The organism is Microtetraspora glauca (genome assembly GCF_040656155.1).
GTDB classification, from domain to species: domain Bacteria; phylum Actinomycetota; class Actinomycetes; order Streptosporangiales; family Streptosporangiaceae; genus Microtetraspora; species Microtetraspora glauca.
In genome coordinates this window covers 257,001-271,171 of sequence record NZ_JBFALK010000006.1, presented here as the reverse complement: position 1 = coordinate 271,171, position 14,171 = coordinate 257,001, and the positions used below count along the sequence as shown (strand labels likewise).

The window sequence follows — 14,171 nt, the reverse complement described above, 5'->3', positions numbered from 1 at the left end:
TCCGTGCGGGCCGAGCTGCGATGGATCCGCGCCGACCTGCGGGCCCGCCGGGGGCAGGCGCTGCTCACGATCCTCACGGTCGCCGGGATCGTCACCGCGCTCGTCACCGCGGCCACCCTGCTCGAAGACGGCACGAACCCCTGGCGCGGCCTGTTCACCCGGGGGCACGGCGCGCACATCTGGATCCACACCAAGGACACCCCCGACGTCGTCTCCCTGCAGGGGCTCGACGGCGTCGCGGACATCGCCGGGCCGTACCGCAGCGCGCCGGCGACCTTGACCGGCCACGGCCGCAAGGTGCCCATCGCGCTGCAGGAGACGCCCGCCGCGTTCCAGGCGGTCGCGCGCCCGTTGCTGCGTGAGGGGCGCTGGCTCGACGTACGCGACCCGGACGCGGTCGTGGTCGAGCGGTCGTTCGCGCGGGCGCTCGGGCTGCGGCCGGGCAGCCCGTTCCCGGTCACCGGCCTGAACGGCGCCTCCCACACGCTGATCGTGGCCGGCGTGGCGGAGAGCGGCGACCAGGGCTTCTATCCCGACTGGGCCCCCGGGCTGGTCTGGACCCTGGCGGGGACGCTCAACGTGGTCGAGCCGGCGCCCGGCCGTACGGAGACGGTGATCGGGCTGCGGCTCGCCGACCCCGACGACACCGACCTCGTGGTGCAGCGGGCCGTGACCGCGCTCGACAACCAGGTGCAGCGCGTGTCCACGTGGCGCGAGGTCCGGGCCTCCATGGAGCTCGACAACCGGCTGCTCGGCCTGCTGCTCGCCCTGTTCGGTGTGGCGGGACTGGTCGCCGCGGCTCTCGCCCTGGCCAACGCCACCGGCGGCCGCGTGCTCGGCCAGGTGCGCGACATCGCCACCCTCAAGTCGCTCGGGTTCACCCGGGGCCAGGTGACCCGCACGCTGGTCGCGGAGCATGGCGTCCTGGGCGTGTTCGGGATCGTGGTCGGGCTGGTCGCCGGCCGCCTGATCACCGCGTACGCGCTGCCGGACACCGTGGTCGTCCCGCTGTCGTCCGGGCCGTTCGCCGCGATCGCCCTCGGCACCGGTCTGGTGGTGCTGGGCTCGGTCTGGCTGCCCGCCTGGCGGGGCGGGCGGACGCCGCCGATCCCCGCCACGCCCGCCGCGCCTCCGCGCGGTCACCTGTCCCGCCTGGCCAGGGTCGCCCTGCTCGTACGGCTGCCGCCCGCGCTGGTGCTCGGCGCGCGTGACGCGTTCACCCGCAGGACGCACGCGCTGCTCACGGTGTCGGGGGTGGCCATCCCGATGATGATGATCTCCATCGGGCTCGGCTCATGGGCGACGCTCGACGAGTTCATCCGCCATCCGGAGCGGGTCGGCCAGGCGGCGGCGTTGACCGTACGCCCGGGAGACCTGAGCGCGGACGAGGCGCGCGGGCGGGCCGCGGCCGACCCGGACGTGGCGGCGCTGTATCCCGGCGCCGAGCTGGACGCGCTCGTGCCGTGGCAGACCAGGACGGTACGCACCCGCGCGCTCGGCCTGTCGGCCGACCCCTATCCGTTCCCCGTCGTGGAGGGCCGGATCTTCCGGGACCGGGGCGAGGCGGTGGCCGGGCAGGGGCTGCTCGACCTCCTCGGCGTGCACGTCGGCGACCGGGTACGGATGACGATCGGCGGCACCCCGCTGATCGTCAGGATCGTCGGCAGGGTCGTGGAGCCGGAGCAGGACGGCGAGGTGCTGTCGTTCGGTCTCGACAGCCTGGCGGCCAAGGACGCGGAGCCGCCGCAGTTCTACAGCCTCGTGCTGCGGTCGGGGGCCGACCCCGCGGAGGTGCGGGACCGGCTCCATGACAGGGCGCTGGAGGTCGCCCAGGTGGTGAACCCGGCCGACCGGCTGTCGATCATCCGGCTGATCATCGTCGCGCTGGTCGTCGTGCTCGCCCTGATCGGCCTGGCGAACCTGCTGACCGCGAGCGCGCTCGGCCTGCGCGACCACGCGCCGGACCTGGCGGTGCTCAAGGCGATGGGGCTCACCCCGCGCCAGGTCATGGCGACGCTGGTGACCGGCACAGGTCTGCTGGCCGTCTCCGGGGTGGTCATCGGCACCGTCGCGGGGGCGTCCCTGTCGACGGCCCTGATCGACCTGGAGGGCCGGGAGAGCGGGGTCGGGGCGGGGATCGGCCGCGCCCCCACCCCGGGGATGCTCGTCGCCTCCGTGCTGGTCGCGGTAGGCGCGTCACTTCTCGTCACGCTGATCCCGGCACGCCGGGCGGCACGCGCCCGGGTGCCGCACAGCGCCCGCTGACCGCAGGCGGTCCGGCGGGCGCCGTGCCGGGCCGCTCAGGGGCGGATCGAGAACCAGTAGAAGCCGTGACCCGGGAGGGTCAGCAGGTACGGCAGCTCGCCGATGACGGGGAACGGGACGCCGCCCCGGCATTCGACCGGGGTCATCCCGGTGAACCTGCGCAGGTCGAGCTCGACAGGCTGGGGATGCTTGGACAGGTTGTTGACACACAACATCCGGTCGCCGCCCTCCTCGCGGAGGAAGGCCAGCACGCTGGGGTTCGGCGACCACAGCTCGATGTACTCGCCGGTGCCGAACACCGGGTGCTCCCGCCTGATCTGCAGCATGCGGCGGGTGAAGTGGAGCAGCGACGACTCACTCTTCAGCTGGGCCTCGACGTTGACCGACTGGTACCCGTAGATCGGGTCCATCACGACGGGGAGGTACAGCCGGCCGGGGTCGGCCTGGGAGAACCCGGCGTTGCGGTCCGGGCTCCACTGCATCGGCGTGCGGACCGAGTCGCGGTCCTCCAGCCAGATGTTGTCGCCCATGCCGATCTCGTCGCCGTAGTACATGACCGGCGAGCCCGGCATGCTGAGCAGCAGCGCGGTGAACAGCTCGATCTGGTCCCTGTCGTTCTCCAGGAGCGGGGCCAGGCGGCGCCGGATGCCGAGGTAGGCCCGCATCCGCGGGTCCTTGGCGTACTCGGCGTGCATGTAGTCGCGCTCCTCCTCGGTGACCGTCTCGAGCGTCAGCTCGTCGTGGTTGCGGAGGAAGATGCCCCACTGGGCGCTCTCCGGGAGCTTCGGCGTGCGCGACATGATCTCCGAGATGGGCTCCCGGTTCTCCCTGCGCACGGCCATGAAGATGCGCGGCATGAGCGGGAAGTGGAAGGCCATGTGGCACTCGTCGCCCCCGGTCGTGGGGTCGCCGAAGTACTCGACCACGTCCTCCGGCCAGCCGTTCGCCTCGGCCAGCAGCACCCGGTCGGGGTAGAGCCGGTCCACCTCGGCGCGTACCCGCCTGAGGTACGCGTGCGTCTCGGGCAGCCCGGAGCAGGAGGTGCCCTCACTCTCGAAGAGGTACGGCACGGCGTCCAGCCGGAACCCGTCGACGCCGAGGTCGAGCCAGAAGCGCAGGACCTCCAGCATGGCCTCCTGCACGTCCGGGTTGTCGTAGTTGAGGTCCGGCTGGTGGTGGAAGAACCGGTGCCAGTAGTACTGCCCGCGGACCGGGTCGTAGGTCCAGTTGGACTCCTCGGCGCCGATGAAGATGATCGGGGCGTCGGGGTACCGCGTCGGGTCGTCCGTCCAGACGTAGAAGTCGCCGAAGGGGCCCTCGGGGTCGTGCCGGGACGCCTGGAACCACGGGTGCTTGTCGCTGGTGTGGTTCATGACCAGGTCCGTGATGACACGAAGGCCGCGTTCGTGGGCCGCCTCGATCATCTGGATGAAGTCGCTGAGGTCGCCGAACTCCGGGAGGATCTTCAGGTAGTCGGAGATGTCGTATCCGCCGTCGCGCAGCGGCGACTCGTACAACGGCAGCAGCCACAGGCAGTCGACGCCCAGCCACTTGAGGTAGTCCATCTTCTCGATGAGCCCGCGCAGGTCGCCGGTGCCATCGCCGTTCGAGTCCTTGAAACCGCGTACCAGCACCTCGTAGAAGACCGCCCGCTTGTACCAGTGGGGGTCCTGGGAGGTGAAGTCGTCGGCGATCTCAGAAGTCGGCATGAGATCGCCATGACGCGCGATCTCAGAAGTCGGCATGAGATCGCCATGACGCGCGATCTCGGAAGTCGGCATGAGGGTGCCATGACTGGAGGTCCCGCGAGCGGGCACGGGGGCGCCGTCGCTCGCGGTCTCGGCAGTCGGCTCTGAAGCCGGGATGAGGTTGCTGGGCGCCGTGATCTCCGAGGTGAGATCGCCGGCAGCCTCGGAAACGGATTCCGGGCATGGCGAAGCAGCGTTCATCTGGTCTCGCTTGATGAGGGAAGGGGTGGGGTGGCCTGGTCACACTCCGCAGCTGTATGCCAGCTCATGCCATATACATAACAAGAAACTACCACCCACCCGGCTCTGACAAGGAGTCGTTACTCCGTCCTGACAAGTGCTTTTCGTCTGTTGCCGCGCGGTCGCGCGCAGTTACCTCACTGTCGCTGATCCGACTTGTGCGGAGCGGGGACGGTCATGCCGGGTGCTCGGGCCCGAGCGCCTGCCTCATCCCTGCGGGGACCACGGGGGAGTGAGATCGCCGAGGACGTCCTCGTAGTCGCTCAGCCACGCCCCGAACAACACCAGGCCGCGCAGCCAGAACCGCGAGTTCCACGAGCCGAACGACGCCAGGGCGTCGGGCCCCTGGGAGACGACCTCCAGCATCTGGGGCGACATCAGGCCGGGGACGGTCGCGGCCCGCAGCAGCATGCGGTGGTTCCACTCGCGGGCGACCGGGCCGTTCGAACGCAGCGGCACCCGGCGGTGGGGGAGCGCGCCGTTCGTGGACGGCAGTGCCGCCACCTTGGGATCGGCCGCCTTCAGGATCTCCCGGTAGAACCTGCCGCCTTCCTTGCGGGTCACCGACACCGAGAGCGCCGCGTCGAAGAACTCCGGGTGCAGGAACGGGAACACCGGCGTGGCCTCGGGACCCACCAGGTTGACCGGCGAACGGGCGATGCCCCGGGCGGTGCGCGTGTGCAGCACGCTCAGCGGCAACTCGGAGCGGTGGCCGTGCAGCATCGACGTCGCCCGCGCGAAGGCCGTACGGACCCGGTCGTCCATCCAGGCCAGGGCGGACTCGCCGAGCACGGGCAGGTGCGGCTCGCCGGTCGCCAGCGCGGCCAGGAGCGCCTCGCGGCGGGAGGCGCCGGTCCCGGCGTCCACGGCGTCGGCGGTGATGAGGAAGTTCTTCATCAGCGGTCCGCCGGCCAGGCCGTCCACCACGGGCTTCCCCGCACGGTGGACCTCGCGGGCGAACGGGGAGTACCAGGCGTGGTGGCTGGTGAGGTACTCGAGCCGTCGCGCCGCCCACAGCGCCTCTTCCGGGTATTTTTCCGGATATTGCGGGACGATCCGGTGCGGAAGGCCGAGCTCGCGGGTGATGTACCGGGCGAAGTCGATGTCGTTGTCCAGCCCGTCGTCCGGACTGGTCGTCCACGATTCGACGTCCATCTTCCTGGCCACCGCGATGCTGGCCAGGAGCCGCGAGTCGTACCCGCCGCTCACCGGAACCAGGACGCTGTCGTACGGCTTCAGCGCGTCGTGCAGCAGCGCGACCAGGTCACCGCCCGTCACGCCCCGGTCGAACGGCTCCTCGCGCACCCAGCGCGGGGCCGCCCGGTCCACGCGCGCCCGCCGGTCCTTCCGTGACCAGATCAGCGCGGAGGAGCCGGGCAACCGCTTGATCTGCCGGTACGGAGTGTCCTCCAGCAGTGGATAGGTCAGCTTCAGGATCGCGGCCCAGGCGTCCCAGTTCACCTCGTACGGCGTGCGCGCCAGGGCCAGCAGGGGCTCGATGAGACCCGCGAAGTAGATCGCGTCCCCGTCGGTCAGGTAGTAGACGTCGTCCAGGCCGAACGCCCCGGTGTGCAGGGTCACGTCGTCCGGCTCGTCGATGAGGCCGGGCGTCTCGTAGGTCTCGGCGACGGTCAGCCAGCCCGGACGCGCACCCGTCCCGGACGGCGCGCCCGCGAACGCCCCCCGCCCGCCCCAGGCGAAGGCCGCCGGGCCGGATACGCCCGCGACCGCGCGTTCCCGGCCGCCTCCCAGGTTGTCTCCCGCGCCGTCTCCCGCCGTGGTCCGCGGGCCGTACGGCGTGATGGGCGCCGAGCTGAGGAGTGCCGCCTCCTGGGCGCGGTGCACGACGCGGACGTCGGGGCCGGAGCGGGCGAGGACGTCCAGCCTGGCGGGGTCGAAGGGCCCGATGGCACCACACACGTACGGCCTGGCCTGGTATCGCGGCCACTCACCTTTGCGCACCGGTTTGCCCTCCTTCTACCTCGACCGGAGAGTCTACGGATCCGCGCCCCCAACAGACGACGCGCGAAACCCGCGACGCCGCCACCCGTCACGCGGGTCCGGCGATCTCCCACGGCTAACTCACCGCGATCTTCATGAGGACGAATCCCTCCCGGAATCGGCCGAGGCGCGTCCGGACAGGTGGACGGACAGGTGGATGGACAGATGGGCGCCGACTCCATGGCGTGTCCGTCGCCACTCGACGGCGCATCCGACGCGCGATCTGTGGCTCATCGGTCCCAGGTGAGCGGGTGGATCACCGGATGCGCCGGGGCGAGCGGCGCCGGCGGTTCCGGTGCGCTTCGAGGAGCGGAGATCGATCCGGGTGATCTGCGAATATTGTGGCTTGCGCCTTTTCGGACTACCGCGGAGTGACCCATGAGCGAGACGAGCGACCTCGAGAGCGTCAAGCGCGCGTTGGCGCAGGCCGTCGAGGAGGCCGCCGGGGCGGCGGAGCTGGCCCGGCTGCTCACCGACTACCAGCGGCGGCTCGACGAGGCGGCGCGCTCGGAGGCCGAGGCTCTGACGCGGATGCGGGAGGCGGAGGTCCGGGCGAGGACGGCCGAACGGCAGAACACCCAGCTCGCCAAGCACCTGGCCGAACAGCGCTACCAGACCGAGGTCGCCAACTGGAAGCTCGCGTCGGTGCAGGACAGCCGCTGGCTCAAGCTGGGGGACGCGCTGCACACCAAGAATCCCGGCACGGTCGCCAAGACCCTGAAGGAACCGGTGAAGAAGCGGCCCGCGCCCAAGCGCTCGGACTTCAAGCCGGAGCTTCCCGAGGTCTCCGAGGCCCCGGCGACCGCCGCCGTGCCCGATCCGAACGCGCCGCGGGTCTCCGCTCCCATGGCCGAGGGCTTCGAGGTACCCAAGGGGCCGCTGGCCAGGCCGTACCTCACCGTCGCCGCGATCGTGGACCGGCAGACCGAGGCGCTGCTGCGCTACGAGTGGCGGCAGGTGACGAACTTCGGCCCGGAGAACTGGGCCGCGATGCTCGACCAGCACCAGCCGCACCTGCTCTTCGTCGAGTCCGTACGGCCCGGCCCCCGGCAGGGCAACGGCGGCCGCTGGCTGGAGGCCCTGGCCGGAGAGTCGCGGGCGCTGCGGGATCTCGTGGAGGCCTGTCGCAAGCGCGGCGTCAAGACCGTCTTCTGGCACTCCGGCGGCCCCATCTCGCGCGCGGTCCCGGCGGCGGAGCACTTCGAGTACGTCCTGACGACGACCGAGGCCCGTGCCCGGGAATGGAAGGCCGCCCTGCGCCACGACAGGGTCGGCATCCTGCCGCTTGCCGTCCAGCCGCGTGTGCACAACCCGATCCCGGCCGTCGGCGGCCGTACGTCCGAGGTCTTCACGCTGGGCGCGGTGGCCCTCCCCGCGCTCGCGCGGCCGGCCGAGGCGCCCGACGCGGACGCGGCCCAGGTTCCGGCGGGCGCCGCTCAGGCTCCGGCGGGGGCCGGTGCCGCCCCCGCCGGAGGCCCTCCGCAGCCGCAGGGCGCGGAGTCCTTCCACGGCGGGCGCGTCTGGCAGCCGCTGCCCGGCCAGGACGACGACGACAAGACGTCCTATGACGACGTCCTGACCGCGTATCGCCGGGCCGGGCTGGTCGTCGCCGTGGCCGACGCGGACGCGCGCGTCATCTCCGAGATCGCCGCCTGCGCCACGCCCGTGCTCCGGCTGGCCGCGGGCGTCAAACCGGAGGTGACGGTCGCGCAGGCGGAGGCGCTGCTCGCGGACGCCGGGGGTCTCGACCGCGAAGCCCATCTCGGCTGGCGCAGGACCGTTCCCGTCACCCCGCTGCTCGACCCGGTGTTCGACGTGGTCGGGTTGCCGAACGTCCGCAACAGCGGCACCGTCTCCGTCATCGCGGCCGTGTACGGCGAGGCCGAGCTGGAGCATCTCCTGGACCAGGTCGCACGCCAGGCCCACGTACCCGGGCAGCTCGTCATCGTCGCCGAGGGCGTGGACGCCGGACTGGTCGAGAAGAGCGCCCGCCAGATCCTCACGCCGCTCAAGACCGCCGTATCGGTCGCCTCCGGCGCCGGAGGCGCGGGCGGGGTCACCGGCGACACCGCGAACCCGGCCGACGGCCCGGCTCTCCCGCAGGGCGTTCTGCAGGATCTCGTCATCCGGGTCGCGGACGTCCCGATGACACGCGGTGCGGCGCTCGACCGGGCGCTGCGGCTCGCCGAGGGCGACTACGTCGCCGTCGTCGACCCCCGGGACGTGTACGGCCAGCACTACCTGTCCGACCTCGTCCGCTACTTCGGCTCGACCGACGCCGAGATCGTCGGGAAGGCGTCGTTCTACGCGCACCTGCCCGAGTCGGGGGCCACACTCCTCCGCCAGCCGGGCGCGGAGCACAGGTTCCTGCCCGAGGTCGGTGGAGGGACGCTGCTCGGCCGCCGCCAGGTGCTCGCCGACCTGGGCTTCGCCGACGTCTCCGACGAATGGGACGAGGTGCTCATGCGGCAGTGCCGCGCCGACGGTGTGCGGGTGTACTCCGGTGACCGGTACTCCTACGTCTGCGTACGCGAGTCCGCGGTCGGCCGCCTGCTCGGCTCCGCCCGGCTCCAGGGGTACTTCCCCCCGGAGCCCGTCGCCCTGATCTGACCACCCGCTGCCCCCACTCGGGCGCGCGTCAGCTTGGCGGGGGCTGGGGCCGTGAGCGGCGGCATTCCGCGGCATTCCATCGGACGCTCCATCGGACGCTCCCCGGCGGCCTACGCTGCGGAGGTGACCCCTGACCAGCTTGCCGAACTGATCGGCGCGCCGCCCGTCCCCCTGGGCTCGTGGGCGCGGGAGGCGGTGTACGGCTCGCCGGTCGCGTTCCGGACCGCGTCCGGACGGCCGCCGCGCGAGGTCGCCGAGGAGATCGCGGTACGGCTTCGCGGACACGGCGGCGTCGAGGAGGTCAGGGTCCGGCCGGACGGCTTCCTGCTGATCACGGTCGGCCGTCCGGGTGAGGTCGTCCGCGAGATCGTGCGGAAGGGGCCACCCGAGATCCGGGAGCGTGCCGCTCTCGCCCCGGACTTCCCCCGTACGTGGGACAACCCCGGGTTCGTCGTCCGGTACGCGCACGCGCGGGCGGCGGCCGTACAGCGGTGGGCGCGTGACCTCGGCGTCCCGGAGGAGGGGTTCCGGCCCGAGCTGCTGGACGATCCGCACGATCGGGCGGTGCTCCGGCTGCTCGCCGAGCTCCCGACGCGCGCGGCCGGTCGTGACCCGGCCTGGGAGTCGTACGCCGGGCAGCTCGCGCTCGCCTATCACGACGCCCATGAGCACGCCCCGGCCGTTCCCGTGGGAGATCGGCCGGTGACCGGCGTCCACACCGCCAGGCTCTGGCTGGCGACGGCGGTGCGGACCGTTCTCGTCGCGGTGCTCACCCCCGAGTTGCCCGAGCGGTTGTGACGGTGTCGGGCGCCGGCTCGCCCGTGCTTCCTCGGCGACGTACCGGATGGATGATCGCCGTCGCGGCCGGGGGCGGGGGCGGAGGCGGTCGGGAAGCTCGCGGGGGGAGGGAGGGCGCTCCCGAGCCGCGGAAAAGGAGGTTCGTCATCTTCGAGGCTTTCCAACGAATTTTTCGTTGGAACGATGGAATTTCCGCATTTCATATAGTCGCGTGTCTCGCCAGTTGGTCATCCGTCTCGCTGTGCCGGTGGGGTCGGATAGCCTCGTTCGGGTGAGCCGATTCGCCCATTCCGCCGGTGACGGGTATGCCGAAGCGCTGCCCGAGGAACGTCCGCCGTACGTTCCCGCTGACCTGAACCTTCTCGACCCGGCGATCTGGACGCGAACGTCCGGCCGGATCGACGGCGCGATCACGATCGGCGGCGTGGACGTGCGCGATCTCGCGGCGCAGTACGGCACGCCGCTCTACGTCGTCGACGAGGAGGACTTCCGGTCCCGCTGTCGCGACTTCCGCGCGGCGTTCCACGACGGCGAGGTCCACTACGCGGGCAAGGCGTTCCTGTGCAAGGAGGTCGCCCGCTGGATCCAGCAGGAGGACCTCGGCCTCGACGTGTGCAGCGCCGGTGAGCTCGCGGTCGCGCTCAGCGTGGGCTTCCCCCCCGAGCGCATCACCATGCACGGCAACAACAAGTCGCTCGCCGAGCTGGAGCGGGCCGTCGAGGTCGGCGTCGGTCACATCGTCGTCGACTCGTACGAGGAGATCGCCCGCCTCGGGTTCCTCGCGGACAAGTACGGCACCCGGCCCAAGGTCATGATCCGTGTCACCGTGGGCGTCGAGGCCCACACGCACGAGTTCATCGCCACCGCGCACGACGACCAGAAGTTCGGCCTGTCGCTGAGCAGCGGCGCGGCCGCCGAGGCCGTCCGCCGCATCCTGGCGCTGCCCCAGCTCGAACTGGTCGGCCTGCACTCCCACATCGGGTCGCAGATCACCGACACGGCCGGGTTCGAGGTCGCGGCGCGCCGCCTCGCCGCCCTGCTCGTCGAGATCAAGGAGGAGCACGGCGTCGTCCTCCCCGAGCTCGACCTCGGCGGCGGCTACGGCATCCCGTACGTGCACGGCGACGACGTCCTCGACGTAAAGATCATCGCGGACGGTCTGCGCGACATCGTGGTGAAGGTGTGCGAGTCGGCCGGCCTGCCCGTGCCCCGGCTGACCGTCGAGCCGGGCCGGTCCATCGCCGGGCTCGCCGGAGTCACGCTCTACGAGGTCGGCACGGTCAAGGACGTGGAGAGCCTGCGCAGCTACGTCAGCGTCGACGGCGGCATCAGCGACAACATCCGCACCGCCCTGTACGGCGCCGACTACACGGCCGTCCTCGCCTCGCGTGAGAGCGACGCGGAGCCGAGGCTCTCCCGCCTCGTCGGCAAGCACTGCGAGAGCGGCGACATCCTCGTGCGCGATCTGTGGTTCCCCGCCGACCTCACACCCGGCGACCTCGTCGCCGTGGCGGGGACCGGGGCCTACTGCCGTTCGCTCGCCAACAACTACAACTACCTGCCCAAGCCGGCCGTGGTGGCGGTGTCCCACGGCCAGTCGCGCGTCATCGTGCGCCGGGAGACCGAGGACGACCTCCTGAGGGGACAACTGTGACTAAACCTCTGAAAATCGCGTTGCTCGGCTGCGGGGTCGTCGGCTCGCAGGTCGTCCGGCTCCTCCGCGAGCAGGAGAGCGACCTCGCCGCCCGTGTGGGCGCTCCGCTGGAGCTCGTCGGCGTGGCGGTGCGCAAGCCGGGCCGCAAGCGGGACGCCGAGATCGACCCGGCCCTCCTCACCACCGACGCCGAGAGCCTGGTGACACGCGACGACGTGGACATCGTCGTCGAGGTGATCGGCGGCATCGAGCCGGCCAGGTCACTGATCCTCGCGGCGATGGCCTCGGGCAAGTCCGTGGTCACCGCCAACAAGGCGCTGCTCGCCGAGGACGGCGCGACCATCCACCGCGCCGCCCGCGAGAACGGCGCCGACCTGTACTTCGAGGCCAGCGTCGCGGGCGCCATCCCGCTGCTGCGCCCGCTCCGCGAGTCGATGGCCGGTGACCGGGTGCAGCGGGTGCTCGGCATCGTCAACGGCACCACCAACTACATCCTCGACAAGATGGACTCCAGCGGCGCCTCGTTCACCGACGCCCTGGAGGAGGCCCAGGCGCTCGGTTACGCCGAGGCCGACCCGACCGCCGACGTCGAGGGCTTCGACGCGGCGGCCAAGGCGGCGATCCTCGCGGGGATCGCCTTCCACAGCCGGGTGACCGCGGCCGACGTGCACCGCGAGGGCATCACCGAGATCACCGCCGCCGACGTCGCCTCGGCCAAGGCCATGGGCTACGTCATCAAGCTGCTCGCCATCTGCGCGCGCTCCGACGACGGCCGTTCCGTGGGCGTCCGCGTCCACCCCGCGATGATCCCGAGGTCGCACCCCCTCGCCGGGGTCCGCGAGGCGTACAACGCGGTGTTCGTGGAGGCCGAGTCGGCCGGCCGCCTGATGTTCTACGGCGCCGGCGCCGGTGGCGCTCCCACCGCCTCGGCGGTGCTCGGCGACATCGTCGCGGTGGCGCGCAACCGCATCGCGAACACCCGGGGTCCCGAGGAGTCCACCTACGCCGACCTGCGGGTCCACCCGATGGGCGAGAGTGTCACCCGCTGCCACGTCTCCCTGGACGTGGCGGACAAGCCGGGTGTCCTGGCCAGGGTGGCCGACATCTTCGCCAAGCACGACGTGTCCATCCAGACCGTCCGCCAGGAGGGCAGGGGCGACGACGCCCAGCTCGTCCTCGTGACGCACCGTGCCAGCGACGCCGCTCTCTCGGCCACGATCGAGAGCCTGCGCGAGATGGACATCGTCCGCGCGGTGGCCGGTGTGATGCGCGTCGAAGGAGACGAGACGCCCTGATCGCAGGGCGGGGTTCACCTATGCTCCCAACGTGATCGCCGATATCCGTACAAACGGGTCCAGAGTGAGCGCTGTGGCCGCGCGGTCACAGCGCGCACCGACGGTGCTCGCCGTGATCACGCTCGCGTACGTCGTCATCCAGCTCCTCACCGTGCCGCACGACCTGCCACTGGAATGGGACGAGGCGGTCTACACCAGCCAGGCCGCCCCCGGCGTGCCGGACGCCGTCTTCAGCGCTCCGCGCGCCAGGGGCGTCACCTGGCTGGTCGCGCCGGTCGTGCGGTTCACCGTCGATCCCGCGGCCATCAGGCTGTGGATGATCGCCGTGTCCGGCGCCGGCTTCTTCCTGGCGTTCCTGCCCTGGTGCGCGATCCTGCGCAGAGGCGTTCTGGCGCTGGCCTCGGGCCTGTTCGCCACCCTGTGGGTCACGGTGTGGTACGGCCCGCAGGTCATGCCGAACCTGTACGTGGCCTACGGCTGCCTGCTGGCGACCGGGTGCTTCCTCCTCCTGGAAGGCTCCGGGGAGCGCCGTCCGAGCGGCCGGAGGGCATGGCTCTGCCGGGCCGGGCTCGTTCTGGCGGTCGCCGGCGTCACGCTGCTGCGGCCCGGTGACGCGCTGTGGCTGGCCCTGCCCCTGGGGCTGGCGGCCGTGGCGCGCAGGAACCTCCGGTCGATCGCCCTGCTCGCCGGGGCCGTGGCGGCGGGCTTCGTCCCCTGGGTGATCGAGGCGTACACGGACTTCGGCGGGCCGATCGCCCGCTGGCGGGCGGCGGGTGAGATCCAGGGCGGCATATCCCCGGCCCCGGGCTTCCTGTACCAGTTCAAGACGGCCAACGGGCCCGCGTTCTGCCGCCCGTGCACGCCCACGCTTGAGGATCCGCATCTCGCGCTCTGGTGGCTGGTGCTGCCCGTGCTGGCCGTCTGCGGCGTGGTGGCCGCGAGGAAACGCGCGCACGCCGTGGCCGCGCTCACCGGGTTCTGCGTCGCCGTGCCGTACCTCTTCCTGCTGGACTACAGCGCCTCCCGTTTCCTGCTGCCGGTGTACGCGCTGCTGGCGATCCCGGCCGCCGAGTTCCTGGTCCGCCTCGCGGGAAGCCGTGGGGCGTCACCCGCCTCCGCGCCGGTGGCGCCGATCCTGGTGGCGGCGGTCCTGGCGGCGCACGTCGTGGTGCAGTGGGGCGCCCTGACGCGGGTGGCCGGTGACGAGGCGAAGGAACGGAACTACCAGGCGGCCGTGGTGCGCGACATGATGAAGCGCGGAGTCCGCAAGCCGTGCACGCTCGTCGGGCAGTTGGAGGTCAATCCGGCGGCGGCGTTCATCGCCAGGTGCGACTCGCTCGCGCTGCGCGCGGGGGAGTCGGTGGACGACCTGCCCGAGCGGGAGCCGGGCCATGTCTACGCGGTGCTCACCAAGAAGCGTCCCCCGATCGGAGCCGAGAAGTGGCAGCGGTTCGTGCTCCGCAAGAACGGCTCCGAGCCCACGTGGAGCACCTACATTCGCCCATAAGCCATTCAAAGTAGGGCAAACTAGATCTCCTGTCCGGGAACGCCTGTGGGGAG

At 71.7% G+C, this 14,171-nt stretch carries 8 protein-coding genes; 6 read left to right on the top strand and 2 right to left on the bottom strand.

Features of this window, described 5'->3' with window-relative positions:
- The first annotated feature begins 3 nt into the window (after nucleotides 1–3).
- Complete coding sequence (locus AB0I59_RS14180) at nucleotides 4–2,265, top strand: ABC transporter permease (RefSeq protein WP_061254918.1); 2,262 nt, start codon at nucleotides 4–6, stop codon at nucleotides 2,263–2,265.
- Nucleotides 2,266–2,300: 35 nt separating this feature from the next.
- Here the strand turns inward: AB0I59_RS14180 and treS are convergent, their stop codons facing one another.
- Together treS and AB0I59_RS14170 are read right to left on the bottom strand one after the other, a co-directional pair.
- The gene (treS, locus tag AB0I59_RS14175; RefSeq protein WP_061254917.1) at nucleotides 2,301–3,974 is read right to left on the bottom strand and encodes a maltose alpha-D-glucosyltransferase; all 1,674 of its coding nucleotides are present in this window, start codon (nucleotides 3,972–3,974) and stop codon (nucleotides 2,301–2,303) included.
- A gap of 486 nt (nucleotides 3,975–4,460) precedes the next feature.
- Nucleotides 4,461–6,215: an asparagine synthetase B family protein gene (locus AB0I59_RS14170; protein ID WP_358132776.1), complete on the bottom strand. Its 1,755-nt coding sequence runs from the start codon at nucleotides 6,213–6,215 to the stop codon at nucleotides 4,461–4,463.
- Nucleotides 6,216–6,632: 417 nt separating this feature from the next.
- On the opposite strand from AB0I59_RS14170, the gene AB0I59_RS14165 reads away from it, so the two are divergent.
- From AB0I59_RS14165 to AB0I59_RS14145, 5 genes are all read left to right on the top strand, one after another.
- Nucleotides 6,633–8,864, top strand: coding sequence for a hypothetical protein (locus AB0I59_RS14165; protein WP_358132774.1), 2,232 nt, complete (start codon nucleotides 6,633–6,635; stop codon nucleotides 8,862–8,864).
- Between the two features lie 123 nt (nucleotides 8,865–8,987).
- Nucleotides 8,988–9,662 (top strand): anticodon-binding protein, encoded by a 675-nt coding sequence (locus tag AB0I59_RS14160; protein ID WP_358132772.1) that lies wholly within the window; start codon nucleotides 8,988–8,990, stop codon nucleotides 9,660–9,662.
- A 271-nt stretch (nucleotides 9,663–9,933) separates the two neighbouring features.
- Nucleotides 9,934–11,316, top strand: a complete 1,383-nt coding sequence (gene lysA, locus AB0I59_RS14155; protein WP_061254913.1) for a diaminopimelate decarboxylase — start codon at nucleotides 9,934–9,936, stop codon at nucleotides 11,314–11,316.
- Nucleotides 11,317–11,330: 14 nt separating this feature from the next.
- A complete protein-coding gene (locus AB0I59_RS14150; RefSeq protein WP_435830962.1) occupies nucleotides 11,331–12,611 on the top strand; it encodes a homoserine dehydrogenase in 1,281 nt (426 codons plus the stop codon).
- 73 nt (nucleotides 12,612–12,684) lie between these two features.
- On the top strand, nucleotides 12,685–14,118 hold the full coding sequence (locus tag AB0I59_RS14145; protein ID WP_358132768.1) for a hypothetical protein: 1,434 nt from the start codon (nucleotides 12,685–12,687) through the stop codon (nucleotides 14,116–14,118).
- Nucleotides 14,119–14,171 lie beyond the last annotated feature (53 nt).